Consider the following 19,705-nt stretch of genomic DNA (forward strand, 5'->3'; position numbering starts at 1 on the left):
CTTGAATTGAAACGGAGAATTTTTTCATGACCTTGGGGGAAACCATCAAAGCCGCGCGCAAGGCGAAGGATTTGACGCTGGCCTCGGTCGCCAATTCCATGGGCGTAAGTCTTCAGGCTGTATCCCAATGGGAAAGTGACACCACCACGCCGACTGGAGGCAGATTGATCAAGCTCAGCAATTTGCTGGGTATCGATCTAGCCCCAGCTGGTGGCCGGCGCGAGTTGCTCCCTTTCAAAGCGGAAGGCAAGGTTTTCGCCGCGCCGCTGATCAGCCGCGTGACAGCAGGCTCTTGGTCACCAGTCATTGCCGAGCAGCCACTGCCCCCAGATACCCAAGCTTTTGAAATCCATTGGGAGCCGGCCGGATACGCCTTTTCTTTGGAAATCGATGGCGACAGCATGCTTCCCGAATTTCAGAGCGGCGACGTGATTATAGTCGACACCGGCCTTCGGCCTCTGCCTGGCGATTGCGTGGTGGCCGCCATTGAGAGTGAGGAAGAGGCAACTTTCAAGAAGTACCGCCCGCGCGGCTTGGACGACAACGGCCAGCCGATCATCGAACTTTACCCGCTCAACCCCGACTATCCTACGCTGACCATCTCAGCCAAGAATCCTGGCCGCATTGTCGGGACAATGAACGAGCATCGAAGGTTCCGGCGCCGAACAAGGTGAAGCCGAACTTGAAAAGGTGTTAAGCGTGGCTTGACTATATGGTTAAGCGGTGCTTGAATAGTATCCATCGCATCCGATGGAGCTTTCAATGAACCCCACCCCCTTATCAAGCCTTATGCATACTGACGCTGACCTGATCGCCCTTGGCGTCGAATTCCGCAAGGCCTGGGCGGACGAGCGCGCCGCCTTCAGCGATTCAGGAGAGGACTTCGACAAAGACCCCTCTATTGCGGCCGCATTCCATCGATGCTCGGAGCTCTCCGACCGAATCCTGACGCTCACGCCCGAGACCATGGATGGGGCGCGGGTCGCCGCGATGGTTTGGGGCTGGTGCCACTATCTCAACAGTCAGCCCGGCGTTTACGACGGCGGCGAATTCAGCAACGCGGCCGACACCCGCGCCGTCCACAAGGTGCTAACGTTTCTGCTGAAGGATTGCGCGGCGTGAGCTATTCGCCGCTTTCATCGTCTTGGGCTGCCTTAGCGGCGGCAGCGTCGCGTTCGAGCTTGGCCAACCGTTTTAGTCGGCGCCGTTCGGTATTTTCCGCCGCGACCGAGACAATGATTCTTGCGTCGTCGATACCGGCATCTTGTGCGGGTTCGAGGCTATTTGCGGCGCGCTCGCGCTCCGCAAGCCCTTCGACCCGTTCAGCGGCGCGAATGCTTTCCACGCTTTCTTTCAGCGTCTTCGACAGGTCGGAAAAGAATGTGCCGATAGATACGTCGATGGCAGGCGTCCCAAACGGCAACGCCTCCAAGCGGATCGTGATCGACGGCGGATGCTTGGGGCCGAGAAAGGACTGTTCCAGCCGAGCGACGATTTCAGCGGTGGTGCTGCGGTTGTTGCGTTCGGCGCGCTCCTCCAGGCGCTCTTTCAAGTTCGCCGGTAGCCGGATGTTTATCTGGGGATCTTCGCGCGCCATAGGCTGGGGATATATAGCACGGTGCTATTGCTCGCAACCTAGCACGGTGCTATATTCCGTCTTGGTTAACGGAAAGGAAAGGACATGAGTCGGGCGGACCCGAAATTTCTGGTGAGACTGCCGGCAGACGTGAAGGCATTCATCGCCACGCAGGCCGCGCGGAACGGAAGTTCTCAAAATTCTGAAATCGTGCGGTGCATCCGTAACCGCATGGACGAAACGAAAACGACGACCAGCGAGCCGGCAAGCTCAATCTGATCGTCGTTCGAAATGAAACCGCCTTGCACGGCGGCTCCCCACGATCACCGACAAAGGATATTGAAGATGACCAAGGCGTTACATAACACCGCATCGGCGAAAATTCAAACTGGTCGCCCCGCTGCGAAGATAGCGCATGAGGCTGACACCCTGTCGTTTATGCACCGCAAAGGCCGCGATGCCGGCGGTGGCATCTGCTACTGGAATGTCGACGCAACCGGCCATTTCGGCAAGGACTGCGACAAAGGCCACGAACTGGCGCGCGAATATCTCGACTTCATCGGCCGTCACCCGACCAACGGCGCAACCACACTTCTCGGCTGCATCGTCAACGATATGTGCCGACTCCGGCAGGAAGAACGCTTGCCGTCCCGCAACCATCTGACCGGCGTCGAGATCGGTTTCCTGGGCGAGGTCAACCGCTACGCGATGGCGACAATGGTTGCCGTGGTCAAAACCATGGGCAAGTCGGAAGGCGGTGCGGAATGAGCCGCCCAGCGCACCCGCTCGGCTTCAAAACCGACCATCTCTCGCTCAAGCAACTGTCGGCACTCGTCGAGACGCTGACCACTGTCGCCCAAGTTCTCAGCGGTCTTCAGGAGCAGCCTCGTTTCAACGGCCCGGATGACGGTCAACCGTACAACGAAGCTGGCGAGATACTAGAGTTCCTCCGCAACAATATCGGCTGCGAGATCGACGACATACGCGAGGCCGTGTTGCAAAGGCCAGTCAGCACCCGAGACGAAGGCGAACTTAAGTTTGGGATCATAGTCGGCCAGTATGACGGGGGCACCGACAGCCCTGCATCGGTTGTCGCGGAGTTGGCCAAGATTGCCGGGGACATCGATTGGCAGCTTACCCGGGAAGGTGGCAAATGAGCCGCTTCATCGATCACAGAGACATGTCTGCAGATCAGATAATGTCTTGCTGCATCCAAGCGGCTGCAATCGTCCGGGTTTGCGGTGCAGCGGCCTGGGCGATCCAGGAAGGCGGCCATGTGAATATGGCAACCAGCATCGTTGATGCTCTTGCCGCCGCCGACGAACTCCTTGGACCCGTTACCGATGCGCTTGAGGGCCATGAAGGTCCGAAGGCAGGTGCGAAGTGATCCAAGTCGTCAGCATTACGAGCAAGATCAAGACCGCTGGCGCGCGGCTGGCCTGGGCGAGAACTCAGGCCGGTATCCACACCGTCAGCGGCGGCGCCGAAGCGCTGAAAGTGCCGCCCGGCACATATGCGGGCCACGAGAGCGGAAACCGCGCTTTCGACTATGAAGTCGCCCGCCTGTATGCGGCTGGCTATGGCGTCCGGTGGGAATGGTTGCTCAGCGGGGAGGGCGATCCAATAGGAGGCGGCCGGGTTGTCCCGCTCTCAGCGATCGACCAGCTTCACCAAGTGCGAGACGAACTGCGCACCATTTGGTTGGCCCTGGGCAATACGTCAGATCTGGATGATGACGGCACATTGACGCCAATACGCGAAGCGCTGAACGGCTCAACCAATCGGCTCGAAGACGCTTGCCAATCGATGGAGCGCGCCGGATGAACGGCGATTTCAGCAATTTTTCGAAAGCACAGCAACATTGTGACAACGCCGGCCTGTGGTTCTGGACCTGCGCGAGGGCGGGCAGATGACCCGCGCCGGGGCAACCCTCGACGATCTGCCCATGTTCGCATCGGACGAGCAGATCGCAGAGGCCATCGTCGGGAAGGATAAAGCAGGCAAATGGATGCGCGAGCGCCTGCCGACCCTTGCCAACAAGCCCGGTTTCCCGGCTATTGATGAATTTCACGGAGGGCGCCCGGTCGCCTTGGTGCAGCGGTTCTATGAAAATTACCTTGGAACCGGCTCGACCACGGCAACAGCGCCACCCGGCAAAGCGGACGCAAGCCAATGGAAAACGAAGACGCGACAAAGGCCCCAGGTCTGAAATGGATCAAGCGCGCTGGCGGCCGAGTGCCACACTGGGTTGCCGACGAAAATGACGTAAAGAACGGCTACATCCCGAAAACGGTGAACCTCTACTATCTGGCCGATCAGCCGGAGATGCTGAAGGCGAAATGCCATTCGCTCCAAGCCGAGATGCTTCTATGGCGCACCGGCTACCGTGCCGACCCTCTGAAGTTCGACGGAACGATCAAGTCGCTCCTGACCATCTACGAGACGCACAAGCGCAGCCCATACCGGAAGCTGAAACCCGGTTCGCTGCGGCCCTATAACCACTATCTGAAGAACCTGAAGGGCCACATAGGCAGCGTCCGGCTTGACGAAACAACCGGCGTTGACCTCATCGACTGGCATGACGTTTGGTCGGAGAACGGGCGTTATCTCGCCGCTGCGTCGACCGCGCGCGCCGTTCTTTTCGCTGCAGTCAGCTTCGGCATCATGATGCGCTTGCCCGGCTGTTCGGAATTGTCGGTCGTCATGCGCGAGACTGCAAAGAGGCTCCCGCACCCCAAGCCCCGCAAACAGTCCGCCACCGCCACCCAGATCATCGCGGCGCGCGCGGCAGCGCATCAGGCCGGCCGGCCTTCGTCGGCGCTCGCCTATGCCTTGTGCTTCGAGACGGTGCTTCGGTTGTGGGACGTGATCGGCCAGTGGTGGCCGATGGACATGGGCGGAATTTCCGAAGTGCTTGACGCCGACCGGGATCTGAAATGGTTTGGCCTTCGCTGGGAAGACATCGACGCCGACATGGTGCTGCACTACACGCCATCCAAGACCGCCGATAGCACAGGCATCAGCATTTCCTATTCGCTGAGGAAGGCGCCGATGGTCATGGAAGAGCTGCAGCACTGGCCGATCGAGAAGCGCAAGGGGCCGATCATCGTGGCCGAGGAAAACGGCTTGCCCTGGCGCGCCACGATTTTCGCGCAGCGCTGGTCGGTCGACCGCAAGGTGGCAGGTCTTCCGGTGACCCTTTGGGCGCGAGACTTGCGGGCTTCAGGCATCACCGAGGGCAGGGCATCCGATGCCAGTCTGGACGATGCCAGCAAGGTCGCCGGGCATAGCGCAACCACCACCACCAAGCAGTATGATCGCGCCGTGTTGGAGGCTGCGGACCGCTTTGCTGACGCGCGCGTCAAGCGACGTGAACAGAGCGGTAACGGCGGCGGTAACGCGCGGTAACGGATTAAGAATTTCGTAAGGAATTTCAACGGCCTGCACGAGCCCTGCTTTAACGCGCCCTTAAACCGCCGCATCTACCCTCCAACCCGAGCGCCATTGACACCGGGAAGACAGCGCAACGCATGGCGAACCGCAGAGACAGTCGCATCGAACCCAGCTTCGAGGGATCGCCAAAGGCGAAATCCGCGGCCGGTTTTTCGGTGAACGAGGAGGATCGGGTCGTGCCGGCCAATCGCAAATCATCTTCGGCGCGCAAAACCTCCAAGGCAAAATCATCGTCACGCGGCAAGCGCGGCAAACCCCGGCGCGGGCTGTTCGGCGTGATGGCGCGGATGTTCTACTGGTGCTTCGTGCTCTGCATCTGGGGCGGCATCGCCGTGGCCGGCATTGTCGTCTATTACGGCGCCAAGATGCCGGCGGCCACCACCTGGTCGATCCCCGACCGCGCGCCCAACATCAAGATCGTCTCGGTCGACGGGCAACTGCTTGCCAACCGCGGCATGAGTGGCGGGGAGGCGGTCGGCCTGCACGAAATGTCGCCCTACATTCCGGAAGCCGTCATCGCCATCGAGGATCGCCGCTTTTATTCGCATTTCGGCATCGACCCGATCGGCCTATCGCGCGCCATGGTGACCAACGTTCTGGGCCGGCGTTTCTCGCAGGGCGGCTCGACGCTGACCCAGCAGCTGGCCAAGAACCTGTTCCTGAAGCCCGACCGCACGCTGGAGCGCAAGGTGCAGGAAGTGCTGCTGTCGCTCTGGCTGGAGCACAAGCATACCAAGGACCAGATCCTCGAAATGTACCTCAACCGGGTTTATTTCGGCTCCGGCGCCTATGGCGTCGAGGCGGCCTCGCGTCGCTATTTCGGCAAGAGCGCGCGCGATGTCACTCTGTCGGAGGCGGCCCTTCTCGCCGGCCTCTTGAAGGCGCCGTCGCGACTGTCGCCGGCGCGGGATCCGAAGGCGGCGGAGGAGCGCTCGCAACTGGTGCTGGCCGCCATGCGCGACGAAGGCAAGATCAGCGCCAAGGAACTGGCCTCGGCGATGAGCGCGCCGGCAACGCGCGCGCCATCCTATTGGACCGGCTCGGAAAACTATGTCGCCGACACCATCATGGAAGAATTGCCCGATTTGATTGGTGACGTGCGCAGCGACATCGTCGTCGACACCACCGTCGACCTCAACCTGCAGAAGCTCGCCGAACAGTCGATCCGCCGGCTGATCGACGAGAGCGGCAAGAAGCTCAATGTCAGCCAAGGCGCGCTGGTCTCGATCGACAATTCCGGCGCCGTGCGCGCCATGGTCGGCGGCTACGACTATTCGACCAGCCAGTTCGACCGCGCCTCCGAAGCACGCCGCCAGCCGGGCTCGGCGTTCAAGCCGTTCGTCTATATGGCCGCGCTGGAAGCCGGCCGCACGCCCGACAGCGTGCGCAACGACGCACCGATCAAGATCGGCAAGTGGACACCGGACAATTACGGCGGCAAGTATTTCGGCAAGGTGACGTTGGCGACCGCTTTGGCGAAGTCGCTGAATTCCGTCGCGGCACAGCTAACCATGGAGGTCGGCCCCGACGCGGTGGTCGAGGCGGCGCACCGCATGGGCATCCAATCCGATTTGATCGCCAACACCTCGATCGCGCTCGGCACTTCGGAAGTGACGCCGCTGGAGCTGACATCGGCCTATGTGCCGTTCGCCAATGGTGGCTACAAGCCCGACATCCATTTCATCCGCCGCATCACCACGACCGAAGGCAAGGTGCTCTATGACGACAATGGCGGCAGCGCGCCGCGCGTCGTCGTCAAGCAGAACATTGTCGGCATGATGAACTCGATGATGACCGGCACGGTCGAGATCGGCACGGCGAAGAAGGCGGCCTTCGCCTGGCCGTCTGCTGGCAAGACCGGAACCAGCCAGAATTCGCGCGACGCCTGGTTCGTCGGCTACACCGCAAACCTCACCACCGGCGTGTGGTTCGGCAACGATGACGGCACGCCGATGAAGAAGGTCACCGGTGGCGCGCTGCCGGCACAGGCCTGGCACGAGTTCATGGTGGCCGCGCATGAAGGTGTGCCGGTCCGGCCGCTGCCCGGCACCTGGAAGTCGACGCCGCCCGACACCATCGTGCCCGACGATATTCCGTCAGTCGATAACAATCAGGCGGCGCCGTTGCCTGCCGTGGCCGTCAGCCGTTCTGAGCCTGCTGCCGCGCCGGCACCTGCTGCTGTACCCGCACAAGCACCGGTCCGCCGTCCGGCCGAAACCGTCGATGCCGACGGTTTCGACATGCCGGGCGACGGCGGCACCACGGCCTCGATCAAGCATCCGGTACCGCCGGGCAGCGTCGGCGGCCCGACCAAGAAGCGGAAAACCTCAATCCTGGATATTCTCGGCGGCGGCTGAGCGGCTCGTCATTCTAGCTTCGAATCAAATGCGAGCTGGCAATCCGTTCCTCATATGAGAGCTGCGGTGACAATTCGGCCTCTCGCCACCTTCGCGGCATTCGGCTACATCTCCGGCCGGAGTGACAGACATGGCTGAGACCGACATCAGAAAAACCATCGTGCTGACCGGAGCCAGCCGCGGCATCGGCCATGCCACGGTCAAGCGCTTTTCGCGTGAGGGCTGGCGGGTCATCACCTGTTCGCGCCAGGCTTTTGCCGAGGATTGCCCGTGGCCGGCCGGCCCGGAGGACCACATCAAGGTCGATCTCGCCGACCAGGAGGATGTCGGCATCGCCGTCTCGGAGATCCGTCACCGGCTGGAAGCGCATGGCGGGCAATTACACGCGCTGGTCAACAATGCCGGCATCTCGCCGAAGCTCAAGGACGGCAACAGCCGCATGGATTCGATCGACACGCCGATGCATGTCTGGCGCGATGTGTTCCAGGTGAATTTCTTCGCGCCGATCATGCTCGCGCGGGGCCTCTTCAAGGAGCTTGCTGCAGCAAAAGGCTCGATCGTCAACGTCACCTCGATCGCCGGCACGCGCGTGCATCCTTTCGCCGGCACCGCCTATGCGACCTCGAAGGCGGCACTCGGCTCGCTGACGCGCGAGATGGCGCATGATTTCGGCCCGCACGGCATCCGCGTCAATGCGATTGCGCCGGGCGAGATCGACACCGCGATCCTGTCGCCGGGCACCGACAAGATCGTGGAGACGATCCCACTCAGGCGCCTTGGCGCCACCTCGGAAGTCGCCGACATCATCTTCTTCCTGTGCTCGCAGCAGGCGTCCTATGTGACGGGCTCGGAAATCCACATCAATGGCGGCCAGCACGTCTGAGCGCTGACAGACTGCTCATTCGGCGATGGTGAGAACAGCCTTGCCGCTGAAGCTGCGCTGCCGCAAGGCGTCCAGGGCCTGGGCGATGTCTGTCCACGGCACGGTCATGGACACGCGGGTTTCCAGCTGGCCGGCCGCGACCAGAGCGAGCAGCGAGGCGATGTCCGCGCCAATGGCTGGACCGGATGTGTAGTAGACGAAAGTCTGAAGCCCCGCTCCCTCATGGCCCGGAACGAATTGTCTGAAGCCAACCGGCGTGAGTTCGCCGCTGCTCGAACCGAACATGACGATGGTGCCGCGGGGGGCGACGCGTTCGATGGCATGGGCGAGGCTTTGGCCGCCGACCGACTCGGTGATCAGAGAGAATGGCCCTTCGGCCAGTTCGATCGACTCGACGACCTCGTGAGCACCAAGACCGCGGAGCTCCTCGGCGTGCCGGGCGGCGGCGATTGCAGTCACCGCGGCGCCTTGCTCGCGGGCGAGCTGGATCTGGAAACGGCCGACCGCACCGCTCGCGCCGGTGATCAGGACCTGCTGTCCCGCGAGGTCGCCGCCATGGCGCAAGACCCTTAGGGCCGTCGTGCCCGCCACGGGAAGCGTGGCGGCGGAAACGAAGCTGACCTCGTCCGGGATGACGGCGAGGCGGTCGGTCGGAACGGCGACCTGTTCGGCCCAGCCGGCCTCGTCGACCAAAGCCACAACCCGGGCGCCGACGGCAGGCCCGGAGCCATCGGCTGCCGCCCGCTTGATTACTCCAACCACGTCCTGGCCAGGTATCCAGCCTTCCGGGCGTATGGTGAGCAGGCGCAATTCACCGCGGTTCAAGGAGGTTGCGTGGACGCAGACAAGCGCTTCGTTGGGGAGGGGCCGAGGGTCCTCGACCTCGGCGAGACTGATCCGGGTGATGCTCTCGGGAGAGATGACAAGCGCGCGCATGGGAAGCCTTCCTGCCGGTTTGTGACATGCCAGCCACGAACCAGAGTCTATCGATTTCCCGGATCAAAGAATTTAGCTATCATGGCGAATAGTCGCTAAAAGCCGTCAATCATGAGACAGCCTCTCCGCTACCCCTGGGTCAATTTCGACGTCGATGATGTGATCGCTCCTGCAATTGCGGTTCGCGTCGTCACCGAAACCAAAGCGGAAGTGGCGACCCATTGGCACCGCAAGGGCCAACTCGTCTTCGCGCTCGGCGGTGGCGTCACATGCCGCGTCCCGAGCGGCCTGTGGATGGTGCCGCCGCATTGCGGTGTGTGGATTCCCGGCAGTATGGAACACAGCAACATCGCGACCGCCAATGCGCGGATCTTCTTCGTCTATATCGAGCCGGGAGCCGCCGATCTGCCGGACCGGTGCTGCACGCTGTCGATCTCGCCATTGTTGCGCGAACTGATCATCGAGCTGGCCGATCGCGTGGAGGAAGATGAGGCGAGGGACGGGCTCTTGAACACGATCCTGCTTTCGGAACTGCCGCGCATGCCTGTCCAGCAGCTGCATCTGCCGATCTCCGCCGAGCCGCGCTTGCGGCGGATCGCCGAAGCGTTGGCGCAGAACCCTGCCGATCGCAGCACGCTTGCCGAGTGGGCCAACCGTGTTGCGCTCTCAGAAAGCAGCCTCGCCCGTCTCATCGTGAAGCAGACCGGCCTGAGCTTCGGCCGCTGGCGCCAGCAATTGCACCTGATCGTCGCCATACGGGAGCTGGCCTCCGGTGCGAGTGTCCAGCAGGTTTCGGGCGATCTCGGTTACGGCTCCGTCACCGCCTTCATCACCATGTTCAAGAAGGCGCTTGGCAAGCCGCCGGCAAAATATCTCGCCAGCGTCGCGCGAAATGGCGGCTCCGCCTTCGTGGCGTGATGGGATCGGCGGTACAAGCCTCAGGCCGGAGAGGGTTCAATGGCTTCGTGGCGCGGCATTGGCTTTGGCCCCAGCACTTCTTCGACAATGCCGCGGGCGATTTCGCGTTCACCCATGATGACGGTGTCGGCGCCGAGCCCCTTCAGGTGCTCGACCTCGGCATCGGAATGGGCTCGCGCGATGACGTTGATGCCGGGGTTGGCGGCGCGTGCCCTGAGTACGATCTGCCCGGCCTCGAAGGCGTTGGGTATGGCAAGGATCAATCGCCTGGCGCCCTGCGGATTCGCGGCGGCGAATACACCTGCATTGGCCGCATTGCCGGAGACGATTTCGACGCCGTCGTCTCTGAGCCTCGCCAGCGTCTTGTCGGCGTCCTCGATGACCAGGAAGGGCAGCGATGCCTGTTTCAGCGCCGCGCCGATCAGGCTGCCGACGCGGCCGTAGCCGATCAGGATGGTGTGGCCCGAAAGCGTTGTGCGTGGCGGTGGGCCATTCTCTTTTGCCGCGGCGGCCACCGAGGCCACTTGTCCGGGCTGCGTCGCCGGGCCGACCGGCTTGGCCTCTTCCGGTGGTGCTGCCTTGGCGGCGCGCGCGTCCAGCCATGGCTTCATCCAGTCGAGGGCGAGGAACATCAGCGGATTGACCAGGATCGACAGGATGGCGCCTGCCAGGATCAGGTCGCGTCCCTGTTCGGGCAACAGCTTCAGCCCGACGCCGAGCTCCGCCAGGATGAAGGAGAATTCGCCGATCTGCGCGAGGCTGGCCGAGATCATCAAGGCGGTTCCCAGCGGATAGCGGAAGGCGATGACGATAACGAAGGCGGCCAGCGACTTGCCGATGACGATGATGGCCAGCGTCGCCAGGATCGGCCAGCCATTGCTCATCAGGCTGAACGGATCGAACAGCATGCCGACCGAGACGAAGAACAGCACCGAGAAGGCGTCGCGCAGCGGCAGTGATTCCTCCGCCGCGCGGTGGCTGAGCTCGGATTCGCTCATGATCATGCCGGCGAAGAAGGCACCGAGCGCCAGCGAGACGCCGAACAGTTTGGCGGCGCCGAAGGCGACGCCGAGCGCGATCGCCAGCACCGCCAGCCGGAACAGTTCGCGCGAGCCGGTATGGGCGACGTAATGCAGGATCCACGGAATGACGCGGCGGCCAACCACCAGCATGACGATGACGAAGGCGACGACCTTGGCCAGCGTGAGGCCGACGACGCCCCAGATGCCGAAGCTGGCCGGCAGCGACAAAAGGCTCGCATGGTCATCGACCTGCGGCTGGCCGCCGAGCACGCCGGCCAACGCCGGCAAAAGCACCAGCGCCAGCACCATGGCGAGGTCCTCGACGATCAGCCAGCCGACGGCGATGCGGCCGCGCTCGGTCTCGATCAGCCGTCGCTCCTGCAACGCGCGCAACAGCACCACTGTGGACGCGACGGAAAGCGCCAGGCCGAAGACGAGGCCTGCGCCCATCGACCAGCCGAGCATCCAGGCAAGGCCGGCGCCCAGCGCGGTGGCAAAGCCGATCTGGACGATGGCGCCGGGTACGGCGATGACGCGGACGGAGAGAAGATCCTTCAGCGAGAAATGCAGGCCGACGCCGAACATGAGCAGGATGACGCCGATTTCGGCCAGCTCATTGGCAAGACCGGCATCGGCGACGAAACCCGGCGTGTTCGGTCCAACCAGCACGCCGGCGACGAGATAGCCGACCAGCGGCGGGATGCGAAAACGGTTGGCGAGCGCCCCGAAGATGAATGCCAGCCCCAGACCGGCGACGATGGTGGCGATAAGGGGCGTGTCATGCGGCATTGTCTATGGAGCGCCTTTCGGGAAATGTCGGGTGTGCGCCGCCCGCAGCCGCCGCCTTTGCAATATGGTGGAGGGGGTGCGGGCGACGCAACCCGCGAGACGTAAATTGGTGGCCAGAGGCGCCGAAAAACGAAAGGCGCGCGCAGCGAAAACGCTGCGCGCGCGAATGATCTATGAGATAGCGTCAGGCTGCCTGCTGCAGCATGGCCTCGATGTCGATCAGCGGGCGGTTGGTCAGTGTCTTTGGGATCTCCGCCTGCACCTTGTCGGTGACTTCCTTGTGCAATTTCTTGCGCATGGTGCCGAGCACCAGCGGCGGCGCGACCAGCACGATGTCGTCGAAGATGCCGTGATGGGCGAGCTTGTAGAGCCGGTCCGCGATCTCTTCGGCAAAGCGTTCCTTGCCCTGCCGGTGCCAGTCGGTTTCCTCAACCGCGCTGCGATGCACGGAGGGGCCGTCATTGTAGCGGCCGGGACTGTCGCTGCCTTGCTCGCGCGTCGCCGGATTGTCCTGTTTCATCTCCTGGAAGAGCTGCAGGTTCGGATAGAGATTGTCGCCCTCGTTCTTCAGGAACAGCGCTTTTTCGCCATCGGCCACCATGACCAGAAGGCCATGTTTCAGGTTGATCTTGCTCATGTGCGCGCTCCTGCTTGAAGGGTTCAAATCCTGCCGACGATTGTCTGTTACGGCAAGGGCAGAACGCGTGGTGAAGCGGGAACGTTCCACTTCGTTTGCCGGGTTCGCACGCAGCCCATATTGAGCCGATTCAACCGGCTATCGGAGCAATGTCCGTGGTGGCGGCTTTAATCTACTAAATTGGTAGAATTTAGAAAAAACAATTTTGCGGCTTGGCCGGATGGCGGATAAAAGAGCCGCAGAACAAGGCCTGCGGCAGCAGCTTGAATCCGCCTGATAGGCGGATGTGGAATATTTTTCTCCTGGCCTTCAGGCTTGCGGAAAACCGATTGCCTCCCGTCAGGGGATGCGCGAGTGGGTTCCTTCAGCTTTTTCACGCCCGCGCGTAAAACTGCCACCTTGTTCCGGAATCTGTTCGTCATGCCGCAGGCCAATCCCAAGCTCAACGCGTTCCCGGTGTTCATGCGGGTCGAAGGCGAAGCCGTGGCCATCGTCGGCGGCGGCGATGAAGCATTGGCAAAGGCACGGCTGCTCGATCAGTCGAGCGCTGTGCTGCGCATCGTCACCGATGCCGCCGACGCCGAATTGCTGACCTTCATCGCCACGACCGGCGCCACCCACATCGACGCCCCTTACGACGCCGAGCATCTCGAAGGCGCGGTCTTGGTGTTTGCCGCCAGCGGCGACGAGACGCTCGACCGCCGCGTCGCCCACGATGCGCGCCGCCTTGGCATTCCGGTCAATGCCGTCGACCGGCCGGAGCTATGCGATTTCTTCACCCCGGCGCTGGTCAACCGCGCCCCGGTCGCCATCGCCATCGGCACGGAAGGCGCGGGTCCGGTGCTGGCGCAGATGCTGCGCAGCCGCATCGACCGCATGCTGTCGCCGTCGCTCGGGCCGCTGGCAGCGCTTGCCGCCTCGTTCCGGGGTGCCGCCGAAAAGCTGCTGCCGAAAGGCAACGCCCGCCGCCAGTTCTGGAGCAGTTTTTTCCAGGGTGCACCGGCGCGCGCCGTCGAAGCCGGCGAGCTTTCGCAGGCGCATGACGCCGCCGCCGATCTGTTGCTGTCGAAGGCTCCGGCTTCGGGCCATATCGCGTTGGTTGGCGCCGGGCCAGGTGCTGAGGATCTTCTGACGCTGCGCGCCCATCGGCTTTTGATGGAAGCCGACGTCATCGTCTATGACGCGCTGGTGCCGGAGGCGATCGTCGCCATGGGCCGCCGCGACGCCGAGCGGCTGCCGGTCGGAAAACGCAAGGGATGCCACACCAAGAGCCAGGCCGAGATCAATGCGCTGCTGGTCGATCTCGACAGGCAGGGCAAGCGCGTCGTGCGGCTGAAGTCGGGCGACCCGCTGGTGTTCGGCCGCGCCGGCGAGGAGATGGCCGCACTGCGCGATGCCGGCATCGCCTATGATGTCGTTCCCGGGGTCACCGCCGCCTTTGCCGCCGCCGCCGATTTCGAGCTGCCGCTGACGCTGCGCGGCGTCTCCTCGTCGATGGTGTTCACCACCGGCCATGATCTGAAGGGCAATTCGCTGCCGGATTGGGCCAAGCTCGCCATTTCCGGCGCCACCGTAGCCGTCTATATGGGCCGCTCGGTCGCCGCCGAAGTCGCCGGACGGCTGATCGAGGCCGGCCTGTCGCCGGACACGGCGGTTGCCGTGGTCGAGAATGCCAGCTTGCAGAACCGCCGCCGTTTCCACGGCACACTGGCCGATTTGCCGTCGCTGGAAGAGCGCGCCGATCTGGCCGGTCCGGTGATGACCATCATCGGCGACGCGGTTGCCGGCGCCAACTTTGAACGTTCCGAGCCGCTCGCGGCACATAACTATGAGGGCGCCGCCAACGCGGCCGACGCAGAGGTCGAGCCATGAAGATACTGACCGCAAACCGCCTCTCCGACGGCATCGCCGTCTGGTATGCCGATGGCGGCTGGGCCGAGACGGTCGACCATGCCGACCTTGCCCATGACCAAGCGGCAGAGGACAGGCTGGAAGCAATCGGCGCCAAGGCCAACGCCAACAATCAGGTTGTCGACGTGAATCTGATCGACGCTGAAGTCGTCAATGGCGTCGTCGTGCCGGTGCGGCTGCGCGAAAAGATCCGCGCCGCCGGCCCGACCATCCGGGAAGATCTGGGCAAGCAGGCTGCGCGGGCAGCTTAACAAAATACGGGCGGACGCGCCCTGAAAGACGAAACATGTACCGCTACGATGAGTTCGACCACGATTTTGTCCAGGCCCGCGTCGCCGAGTTCAGCGACCAGGTCGAACGCCGCCTCTCCGGCGAGATCACCGAGGATCAGTTCCGGCCGCTGCGGCTGATGAACGGCGTCTACCTGCAGCTGCACGCCTACATGCTGCGCATCGCGGTGCCCTATGGCACGCTGAACAGCGCGCAACTGCGCATGCTCGGCCACATCGCGCGCAAATACGACAAAGGCTACGGCCACTTCACCACGCGCCAGAACATCCAGTTCAACTGGCCGGCGCTGTCCGACATTCCGGCGATCCTGGCCGATCTCGCCACCGTCGAGATGCATGCCATCCAGACCAGCGGCAATTGCATCCGCAACGTCACCGCCGACCATTTTGCCGGCGCCGCCGCCGACGAGGTCGCCGACCCGCGCCCCTATGCCGAGATCCTGCGGCAATGGTCGTCGGTGCATCCGGAATTCTCGTTCCTGCCGCGCAAGTTCAAGATCGCGGTGACCGGGGCCGAGCGCGACCGCGCCGCCATCCAGACGCATGATATCGGCCTGCATCTGAAGAAGAACGCCGCCGGCGAGCTCGGCTTTGCCGTCTATGTCGGTGGCGGCCAGGGCCGCACGCCGATGGTGGCGCGCAAGATCCGCGACTTCCTGCCGGAAGCCGACCTGCTGTCCTACTGCACCGCGATCCTGCGCGTGTACAACCTCTATGGCCGCCGCGACAACAAGTACAAGGCGCGCATCAAGATCCTCGTCCACGAGACCGGCGTCGGGGAAATCACCCGCCAGGTCGAGGCCGAATGGCAGGAGCTGAAGGACGCCGAGCTGAAGCTGCCGGAAGCCGACATCCGTGCCATCGACGCCTATTTCGCGCCGCCGGCACTGACCGCCCGGCCGGAAGGCGACGCGGCGATCAAGCTGGCGCGGCTCGATTCCAAGAGCTTCTCGGATTGGCTCGACCAGAATGTCGTGACGCATCGCCATCCCGACTATGCCGCGGTGACGATCTCGCTGAAAGGCATTGGCGAGGTGCCGGGCGATGCCACCGACAGCCAGATGGAAGCGGTCGCCGACATCGCCGAGAAATACGCGTTCGACGAACTGCGCGTCAGCCATGAGCAGAACCTGATCCTGCCGCATGTGGCGCGCGCCGATTTGAAAGCGGTCTACGACGCTTTGGTCGACATTGGCCTCGCGACGGCCAATTCCAACCTGATCAGCGACATCATCGCGTGCCCTGGCCTCGATTATTGCGCGCTGGCGACAGCGCGCTCGATCCCGATCGCGCAGGAGATTTCGCTTCGCTTCGCCTCGCTGGAGCGGCAGCGCGAGATCGGCGAATTGAAGCTGAAGATTTCCGGCTGCATCAATGCCTGCGGACATCACCATGTGGGCCACATCGGTATCCTCGGCGTCGAGAAGAAAGGCTCCGAACTCTACCAGGTGACGCTTGGCGGATCGGCCGACGAGAACACCTCGGTTGGCGAAATCATCGGCCGCGGCTTCTCTTCGGAAGAGATCACGGACGCCATCGAGCAGATCGTCGACACCTATCTCGGCCTTCGGCTCGGTCCCAGTGAACGTTTTATCGACGCCTACCGCCGTGTCGGTCCCGCGCCGTTCAAGGAGGCGCTCTATGCTGGCGAAACCAAGGCCGCTTGACCGCATCGTCGACGTCGACGACAGCATCGCCGCCAAAGCGGCGGGCTTCGAGGCGCTGTATGGACATCTGAGCCCGCTCGACATCATCGAACGCGCGGCGAGCGAATTGTTTCATGACGAGATCGCCGCCGTGTCGTCCTTCGGCGCGGATTCCGCCGTCCTGCTGCATATGATCGCCAAGGTCGACCGCACGCTGCCGGTCATTTTCCTGGACACCGGCAAGCATTTCGAAGAGACGCTGGGCTATCGCGATGCGCTGGTCGCCGATTTCGGGCTGACCAACATCAGGGTGATCAAGCCCGAAGACGCGGCGCTCGAGCGGGTCGATCCGACCGGCAATCTGCACCAGAGCAACACCGATGCCTGCTGCGACGTGCGCAAGGTCGAGCCGCTGGCGCGCGGCGTCGCCCCCTTCCGGGCCTGGCTGACCGGCCGCAAGCGCTTCCAGGCGGCGACGCGAGCCGCGCTGCCGGTGTTCGAGGCGGTCGGCCCGCGCGTACGCGTCAATCCGCTGGCGCACTGGACGACATCCGACCAGGCTGACTACATGCGCGCGCATGCGCTGCGCGAAAATCCGCTGGTTGCGTACGGCTATCTGTCGATCGGCTGCTTCCCATGCACGCAGCCGGTGCAGCCGGGCGAGGATGCGCGAAGCGGACGCTGGGCCGGTCATGCCAAGACCGAGTGCGGCATCCATCTGTCGGGACTGGAAGTGTCGCTGACCGACGCATCCCTTTAAGCTATGGTGATATTCAGGTGAGGCTGGCCTGCAACGGCGGCTTCCGCTCGGAGGCCGCCGGTTTCGTGTGGACCGGCTTTCGCGGACTTTCGATTTTTTGGGGCTTTAGGAATTTTCGATGACTGAACAGACCACAGCGGAGACCCGCCTCTGGACCCCGACGGGTTTTCGCGAAGACGAGTGGAGCCATGCCGAAAGCGCAGACGCGCTGACGGGCAATGGCCGCTTCATCCTGCCGTTGCAGGCATTTCTCGGCCTCGATGCCGAGGTGCGGCGCTCGGCCAAGGAGCGGCTTGGCGTCGCGCTGCAGCCCGGCGACCAGCTGGAAAAGATCGTGGATCTGCTGGAGCAGCTGTCGCTGGTGGCGCTGGCCTTTCCGGCCTTCAGCGACGGCCGCTCGTTTTCCAAGGGCGAATTGCTGCGCAGCCGCTACGATTTCGAGGGCGCGGTCCGCGCCACGGGCCAGGTGCTCGTCGACCAGCTGCCGCATATGCTGCGCCTCGGCTTCGACGAGTTCGAGATCTCCAACCCGGTTCTGCTGAAGCGCCTCGAAGAAGGCCGCACAGGCGGGCTGGGCCTTTACTATCAGCCGACCGAAGCGTCGGAGCCGAAGGGGCCGAAATACTCCTGGCGGCGCGTTCGCAACAGCTGACGCAGCGGTAATTTCGCCTGTCTTTACAAAGACTGTGATCTCTTGGCTGTCCGGACGGAAGTATCCGCCAGGGAGGAAGCCGCGCTGATCGGCGGCAACACCAATGCAGCGACCATCATGATCGCCGAAAAGGCGGCTGACGTGATCAGGGCTGCAAGGTCCTGATGCGCGAGGAGCGCAAGGCCACCTGAGCAGATCTTCTGGGAGATGCAGCCGCGCCTTTGGTACGGCGGTTTATTTCTTGTTTTATGCGATCCCGAGGGAAGGCGCTGCGCGCTTTTCCCGGGAAAACCGCATCACACTTTGCTGGGATTGCTTTCAGGCCAAGGCCCGCGCTTCGCGAAACGAGATCAGCTTGCGGCGATTCTCGTCCCATAGCGCCAGCTTTACGCAGCGCAGGCTGTCGAGAAGCGTGACGCGGCCGATGCCGCGCAATTCCGGATAGTCGCGCAGCACTTCCTGCAGCCGGTACCCCGGCACCTTGGCCGAGAGATGGTGCACGTGATGGACGCCGATATTGCCGGTGAACCAGTTCAGCACCGGCGGCAAATCGTAATAGGACGAGCCGTGCAGGGCGGCACGCTGGAATTCCCACTCTTCGTCCTTCGCCCATTCCGTCTCCTCGAACTGGTGCTGGACGTAGAACAGCCAGATGCCGGCCGATCCGGCCAGGATCACGATCGGCAAATGGACAATCAGGAAAGCGCCGGGGCCGACCAGCCAGATAAGCAGCGCTGCCGCGATCGCGATGCCGAGATTGGTGGTCATCGACGACACCCAGGGCGTCAGGCCGCCGCGCATCATGCCGACGGGCAGCCTCTGCTCGAAGATGAACAGCCAGATCGGCCCGAGGCCGAACATCACCAGGGGATGGCGGTAGAGACGATAGGCAAGGCGTCCCCGCCAAGACAGCTCCCGGTATTCAGCAACCGTCAACGTCCTGATATCGCCCATGCCGCGCTCGTCAAGATTGCCGGCGCTGGCGTGATGGGTGGCGTGCGCGCGCCGCCAGCAATCGTAAGGGGTCAGCGTCAGCACGCCGAGCGCGCGGCCGATCCAGTCGTCGGCAGTGCGGTTGGCGAAGAAGGAGCCGTGGCCGCAATCGTGCTGGATCATGAAGATCCGCACCAGAAAACCGGCGGCGGGAAGGATCAGGATCAAGCCCCACCAGTGGCCATAGGAATAGGCTGCCGAAGACAGCGCCCACAGCGTAACGAAAGGAATGAGGGTGATGGCGAGTTCAAGAGTGCTGCGTCGCCGGTCGGGCTTCTTGTAGCGCGCCAGGATCTTCAACCAGGCGCGCTTGCTGTTGGCGGCCGTCTCGGGGGAAATCATGTTCATCAGGAAGCATAGGCGGGGCGTCCCGCTGCCGCAAGGAAAAGCTCACGCAAAATTACTGCGCGTAATTGTCGCGCGATTGCATCGCTATTGACGGCGTTGGCCGCCGGCCATGCTGGCTTCTATGCCGTCCAGCCGGTCGAGCAGGTCCCGGAAACGGGCGGGAATGTCGGCCTCGGTGCGGAAGGCCGGCAAGGTGCGCAAGAAGCGCGTCGTCGCCTCGGTGCCGAACTGGCGCCTGATGTCGGCGGCGAGCTCTTCGCTTCTGTTGCCAGTATTGCGGTCCATTGTCTCAAATCCTGTGTCGGTTTCAAAACTCCTCCAAGCTTTGAATGGTTCCCCATAGCGGGGTATTGGCAAGCAAAGGCTGCCGTTACGGTAAAGTTTGAATTAATTTTGAACGTCTTTGCGTCCCGCACCAAGTCCGACGGGCAGCCCGCAACATTGCCTGCTGTTGGGCGTCCTCCTGGGCTTGCCCCTTGATTTTTGGCCGCCAAACCTCGATATCGGGCGCAAATCCAAACCATTCGAATGACG

At 63.0% G+C, this 19,705-nt stretch carries 24 protein-coding genes; 18 read left to right on the plus strand and 6 right to left on the minus strand.

Features of this window, described 5'->3' with window-relative positions:
• Positions 1-26 precede the first annotated feature (26 nt).
• Both NKJ75_RS00305 and NKJ75_RS00310 read left to right on the plus strand, forming a co-directional pair.
• The gene (locus NKJ75_RS00305; RefSeq protein WP_023820555.1) at positions 27-674 is read left to right on the plus strand and encodes a LexA family protein; all 648 of its coding nucleotides are present in this window, start codon (positions 27-29) and stop codon (positions 672-674) included.
• An 88-nt stretch (positions 675-762) separates the two neighbouring features.
• Entirely contained in the window at positions 763-1,122 is a 360-nt protein-coding gene (locus NKJ75_RS00310) for a hypothetical protein (protein ID WP_155921514.1), read from the plus strand.
• A gap of 1 nt (position 1,123) precedes the next feature.
• On the opposite strand, the gene NKJ75_RS00315 is transcribed toward NKJ75_RS00310, so the two are convergent.
• Positions 1,124-1,597 (minus strand): Arc family DNA-binding protein, encoded by a 474-nt coding sequence (locus tag NKJ75_RS00315; RefSeq protein WP_352499014.1) that lies wholly within the window; start codon positions 1,595-1,597, stop codon positions 1,124-1,126.
• A gap of 84 nt (positions 1,598-1,681) precedes the next feature.
• Here NKJ75_RS00315 and NKJ75_RS00320 point away from each other — a divergent pair, with 84 nt between their 5' ends.
• The 9 genes from NKJ75_RS00320 (at position 1,682) to NKJ75_RS00360 (ending at position 8,269) form a co-directional block, all read left to right on the plus strand.
• A complete protein-coding gene (locus NKJ75_RS00320) occupies positions 1,682-1,855 on the plus strand; it encodes an Arc family DNA-binding protein (RefSeq protein WP_081731199.1) in 174 nt (57 codons plus the stop codon).
• A 66-nt stretch (positions 1,856-1,921) separates the two neighbouring features.
• Positions 1,922-2,344, plus strand: coding sequence for a hypothetical protein (locus NKJ75_RS00325; protein ID WP_155921515.1), 423 nt, complete (start codon positions 1,922-1,924; stop codon positions 2,342-2,344).
• Positions 2,341-2,733, plus strand: coding sequence for a hypothetical protein (locus NKJ75_RS00330; RefSeq protein ID WP_352499015.1), 393 nt, complete (start codon positions 2,341-2,343; stop codon positions 2,731-2,733). The genes NKJ75_RS00325 and NKJ75_RS00330 overlap by 4 nt, the downstream gene beginning before the upstream one ends.
• Positions 2,730-2,963 carry a hypothetical protein gene (locus NKJ75_RS00335; RefSeq protein ID WP_023820561.1) on the plus strand — a complete coding sequence of 78 codons (234 nt, stop codon included), beginning with the start codon at positions 2,730-2,732 and terminating at the stop codon, positions 2,961-2,963. Before NKJ75_RS00330 ends, NKJ75_RS00335 begins: the two co-directional genes overlap by 4 nt.
• Positions 2,960-3,400, plus strand: coding sequence for a helix-turn-helix domain-containing protein (locus tag NKJ75_RS00340; RefSeq protein WP_023820562.1), 441 nt, complete (start codon positions 2,960-2,962; stop codon positions 3,398-3,400). Before NKJ75_RS00335 ends, NKJ75_RS00340 begins: the two co-directional genes overlap by 4 nt.
• 85 nt (positions 3,401-3,485) lie before the next feature.
• On the plus strand, positions 3,486-3,785 hold the full coding sequence (locus tag NKJ75_RS00345; RefSeq protein ID WP_031197714.1) for a hypothetical protein: 300 nt from the start codon (positions 3,486-3,488) through the stop codon (positions 3,783-3,785).
• A gap of 26 nt (positions 3,786-3,811) precedes the next feature.
• The gene (locus NKJ75_RS00350) at positions 3,812-4,984 is read left to right on the plus strand and encodes a site-specific integrase (protein WP_155921516.1); all 1,173 of its coding nucleotides are present in this window, start codon (positions 3,812-3,814) and stop codon (positions 4,982-4,984) included.
• A gap of 122 nt (positions 4,985-5,106) precedes the next feature.
• Positions 5,107-7,386, plus strand: a complete 2,280-nt coding sequence (locus NKJ75_RS00355; protein ID WP_023833682.1) for a transglycosylase domain-containing protein — start codon at positions 5,107-5,109, stop codon at positions 7,384-7,386.
• Between the two features lie 130 nt (positions 7,387-7,516).
• The gene (locus tag NKJ75_RS00360) at positions 7,517-8,269 is read left to right on the plus strand and encodes an SDR family NAD(P)-dependent oxidoreductase (protein WP_023686590.1); all 753 of its coding nucleotides are present in this window, start codon (positions 7,517-7,519) and stop codon (positions 8,267-8,269) included.
• A 15-nt stretch (positions 8,270-8,284) separates the two neighbouring features.
• On the opposite strand, the gene NKJ75_RS00365 is transcribed toward NKJ75_RS00360, so the two are convergent.
• A complete protein-coding gene (locus tag NKJ75_RS00365) occupies positions 8,285-9,205 on the minus strand; it encodes a zinc-binding dehydrogenase (protein WP_352499016.1) in 921 nt (306 codons plus the stop codon).
• A 111-nt stretch (positions 9,206-9,316) separates the two neighbouring features.
• On the opposite strand from NKJ75_RS00365, the gene NKJ75_RS00370 reads away from it, so the two are divergent.
• Positions 9,317-10,123 (plus strand): AraC family transcriptional regulator, encoded by an 807-nt coding sequence (locus NKJ75_RS00370; RefSeq protein ID WP_352499017.1) that lies wholly within the window; start codon positions 9,317-9,319, stop codon positions 10,121-10,123.
• Between the two features lie 20 nt (positions 10,124-10,143).
• Here the strand turns inward: NKJ75_RS00370 and NKJ75_RS00375 are convergent, their stop codons facing one another.
• Together NKJ75_RS00375 and NKJ75_RS00380 are read right to left on the minus strand one after the other, a co-directional pair.
• Entirely contained in the window at positions 10,144-11,934 is a 1,791-nt protein-coding gene (locus tag NKJ75_RS00375; RefSeq protein WP_352499018.1) for a cation:proton antiporter domain-containing protein, read from the minus strand.
• 184 nt (positions 11,935-12,118) lie between these two features.
• A complete protein-coding gene (locus NKJ75_RS00380; RefSeq protein ID WP_023700117.1) occupies positions 12,119-12,571 on the minus strand; it encodes a baeRF12 domain-containing protein in 453 nt (150 codons plus the stop codon).
• A 420-nt stretch (positions 12,572-12,991) separates the two neighbouring features.
• Between NKJ75_RS00380 and cysG the strand changes: the two genes are divergently transcribed.
• The 6 genes from cysG (at position 12,992) to NKJ75_RS00410 (ending at position 17,995) form a co-directional block, all read left to right on the plus strand.
• Positions 12,992-14,443, plus strand: a complete 1,452-nt coding sequence (cysG, locus tag NKJ75_RS00385) for a siroheme synthase CysG (protein WP_352499019.1) — start codon at positions 12,992-12,994, stop codon at positions 14,441-14,443.
• The gene (locus NKJ75_RS00390) at positions 14,440-14,733 is read left to right on the plus strand and encodes a DUF2849 domain-containing protein (protein WP_023737532.1); all 294 of its coding nucleotides are present in this window, start codon (positions 14,440-14,442) and stop codon (positions 14,731-14,733) included. Before cysG ends, NKJ75_RS00390 begins: the two co-directional genes overlap by 4 nt.
• A gap of 35 nt (positions 14,734-14,768) precedes the next feature.
• Positions 14,769-16,439 (plus strand): nitrite/sulfite reductase, encoded by a 1,671-nt coding sequence (locus NKJ75_RS00395; protein WP_023744083.1) that lies wholly within the window; start codon positions 14,769-14,771, stop codon positions 16,437-16,439.
• Complete coding sequence (locus tag NKJ75_RS00400; protein ID WP_023744084.1) at positions 16,414-17,178, plus strand: phosphoadenylyl-sulfate reductase; 765 nt, start codon at positions 16,414-16,416, stop codon at positions 17,176-17,178. Before NKJ75_RS00395 ends, NKJ75_RS00400 begins: the two co-directional genes overlap by 26 nt.
• Before the next feature lie 118 nt (positions 17,179-17,296).
• Positions 17,297-17,830, plus strand: a complete 534-nt coding sequence (locus tag NKJ75_RS00405) for a DUF934 domain-containing protein (RefSeq protein ID WP_023744085.1) — start codon at positions 17,297-17,299, stop codon at positions 17,828-17,830.
• A gap of 42 nt (positions 17,831-17,872) precedes the next feature.
• The gene (locus tag NKJ75_RS00410; RefSeq protein WP_023728539.1) at positions 17,873-17,995 is read left to right on the plus strand and encodes a hypothetical protein; all 123 of its coding nucleotides are present in this window, start codon (positions 17,873-17,875) and stop codon (positions 17,993-17,995) included.
• A 153-nt stretch (positions 17,996-18,148) separates the two neighbouring features.
• On the opposite strand, the gene NKJ75_RS00415 is transcribed toward NKJ75_RS00410, so the two are convergent.
• Positions 18,149-19,171 (minus strand): fatty acid desaturase, encoded by a 1,023-nt coding sequence (locus NKJ75_RS00415; RefSeq protein WP_023744086.1) that lies wholly within the window; start codon positions 19,169-19,171, stop codon positions 18,149-18,151.
• A gap of 84 nt (positions 19,172-19,255) precedes the next feature.
• Complete coding sequence (locus tag NKJ75_RS00420) at positions 19,256-19,456, minus strand: hypothetical protein (protein ID WP_023669766.1); 201 nt, start codon at positions 19,454-19,456, stop codon at positions 19,256-19,258.
• Positions 19,457-19,705 lie beyond the last annotated feature (249 nt).

It is taken from the genome of Mesorhizobium sp. M0058 (assembly GCF_040323095.1).
In the GTDB taxonomy this organism is placed as follows: Bacteria; Pseudomonadota; Alphaproteobacteria; order Rhizobiales; family Rhizobiaceae; genus Mesorhizobium.

Excerpts from the sequence above, each read along its gene's own strand:
- NKJ75_RS00305 (WP_023820555.1), top strand. The coding sequence starts at position 27 with ATGACCTTGGGGGAAACCATCAAAGCCGCGCGCAAGGCGAAGGATTTG.
- NKJ75_RS00310 (WP_155921514.1), top strand. The coding sequence starts at position 763 with ATGAACCCCACCCCCTTATCAAGCCTTATGCATACTGACGCTGACCTG.
- NKJ75_RS00315 (WP_352499014.1), bottom strand. The coding sequence starts at position 1,597 with ATGGCGCGCGAAGATCCCCAGATAAACATCCGGCTACCGGCGAACTTG.
- NKJ75_RS00320 (WP_081731199.1), top strand. The coding sequence starts at position 1,682 with ATGAGTCGGGCGGACCCGAAATTTCTGGTGAGACTGCCGGCAGACGTG.
- NKJ75_RS00325 (WP_155921515.1), top strand. The coding sequence starts at position 1,922 with ATGACCAAGGCGTTACATAACACCGCATCGGCGAAAATTCAAACTGGT.
- NKJ75_RS00330 (WP_352499015.1), top strand. The coding sequence starts at position 2,341 with ATGAGCCGCCCAGCGCACCCGCTCGGCTTCAAAACCGACCATCTCTCG.
- NKJ75_RS00335 (WP_023820561.1), top strand. The coding sequence starts at position 2,730 with ATGAGCCGCTTCATCGATCACAGAGACATGTCTGCAGATCAGATAATG.
- NKJ75_RS00345 (WP_031197714.1), top strand. The coding sequence starts at position 3,486 with ATGACCCGCGCCGGGGCAACCCTCGACGATCTGCCCATGTTCGCATCG.
- NKJ75_RS00355 (WP_023833682.1), top strand. The coding sequence starts at position 5,107 with ATGGCGAACCGCAGAGACAGTCGCATCGAACCCAGCTTCGAGGGATCG.
- NKJ75_RS00360 (WP_023686590.1), top strand. The coding sequence starts at position 7,517 with ATGGCTGAGACCGACATCAGAAAAACCATCGTGCTGACCGGAGCCAGC.
- NKJ75_RS00365 (WP_352499016.1), bottom strand. The coding sequence starts at position 9,205 with ATGCGCGCGCTTGTCATCTCTCCCGAGAGCATCACCCGGATCAGTCTC.
- NKJ75_RS00370 (WP_352499017.1), top strand. The coding sequence starts at position 9,317 with ATGAGACAGCCTCTCCGCTACCCCTGGGTCAATTTCGACGTCGATGAT.
- NKJ75_RS00375 (WP_352499018.1), bottom strand. The coding sequence starts at position 11,934 with ATGCCGCATGACACGCCCCTTATCGCCACCATCGTCGCCGGTCTGGGG.
- NKJ75_RS00380 (WP_023700117.1), bottom strand. The coding sequence starts at position 12,571 with ATGAGCAAGATCAACCTGAAACATGGCCTTCTGGTCATGGTGGCCGAT.
- cysG (WP_352499019.1), top strand. The coding sequence starts at position 12,992 with ATGCCGCAGGCCAATCCCAAGCTCAACGCGTTCCCGGTGTTCATGCGG.
- NKJ75_RS00390 (WP_023737532.1), top strand. The coding sequence starts at position 14,440 with ATGAAGATACTGACCGCAAACCGCCTCTCCGACGGCATCGCCGTCTGG.
- NKJ75_RS00395 (WP_023744083.1), top strand. The coding sequence starts at position 14,769 with ATGTACCGCTACGATGAGTTCGACCACGATTTTGTCCAGGCCCGCGTC.
- NKJ75_RS00400 (WP_023744084.1), top strand. The coding sequence starts at position 16,414 with ATGCTGGCGAAACCAAGGCCGCTTGACCGCATCGTCGACGTCGACGAC.
- NKJ75_RS00405 (WP_023744085.1), top strand. The coding sequence starts at position 17,297 with ATGACTGAACAGACCACAGCGGAGACCCGCCTCTGGACCCCGACGGGT.
- NKJ75_RS00415 (WP_023744086.1), bottom strand. The coding sequence starts at position 19,171 with ATGAACATGATTTCCCCCGAGACGGCCGCCAACAGCAAGCGCGCCTGG.
- NKJ75_RS00420 (WP_023669766.1), bottom strand. The coding sequence starts at position 19,456 with ATGGACCGCAATACTGGCAACAGAAGCGAAGAGCTCGCCGCCGACATC.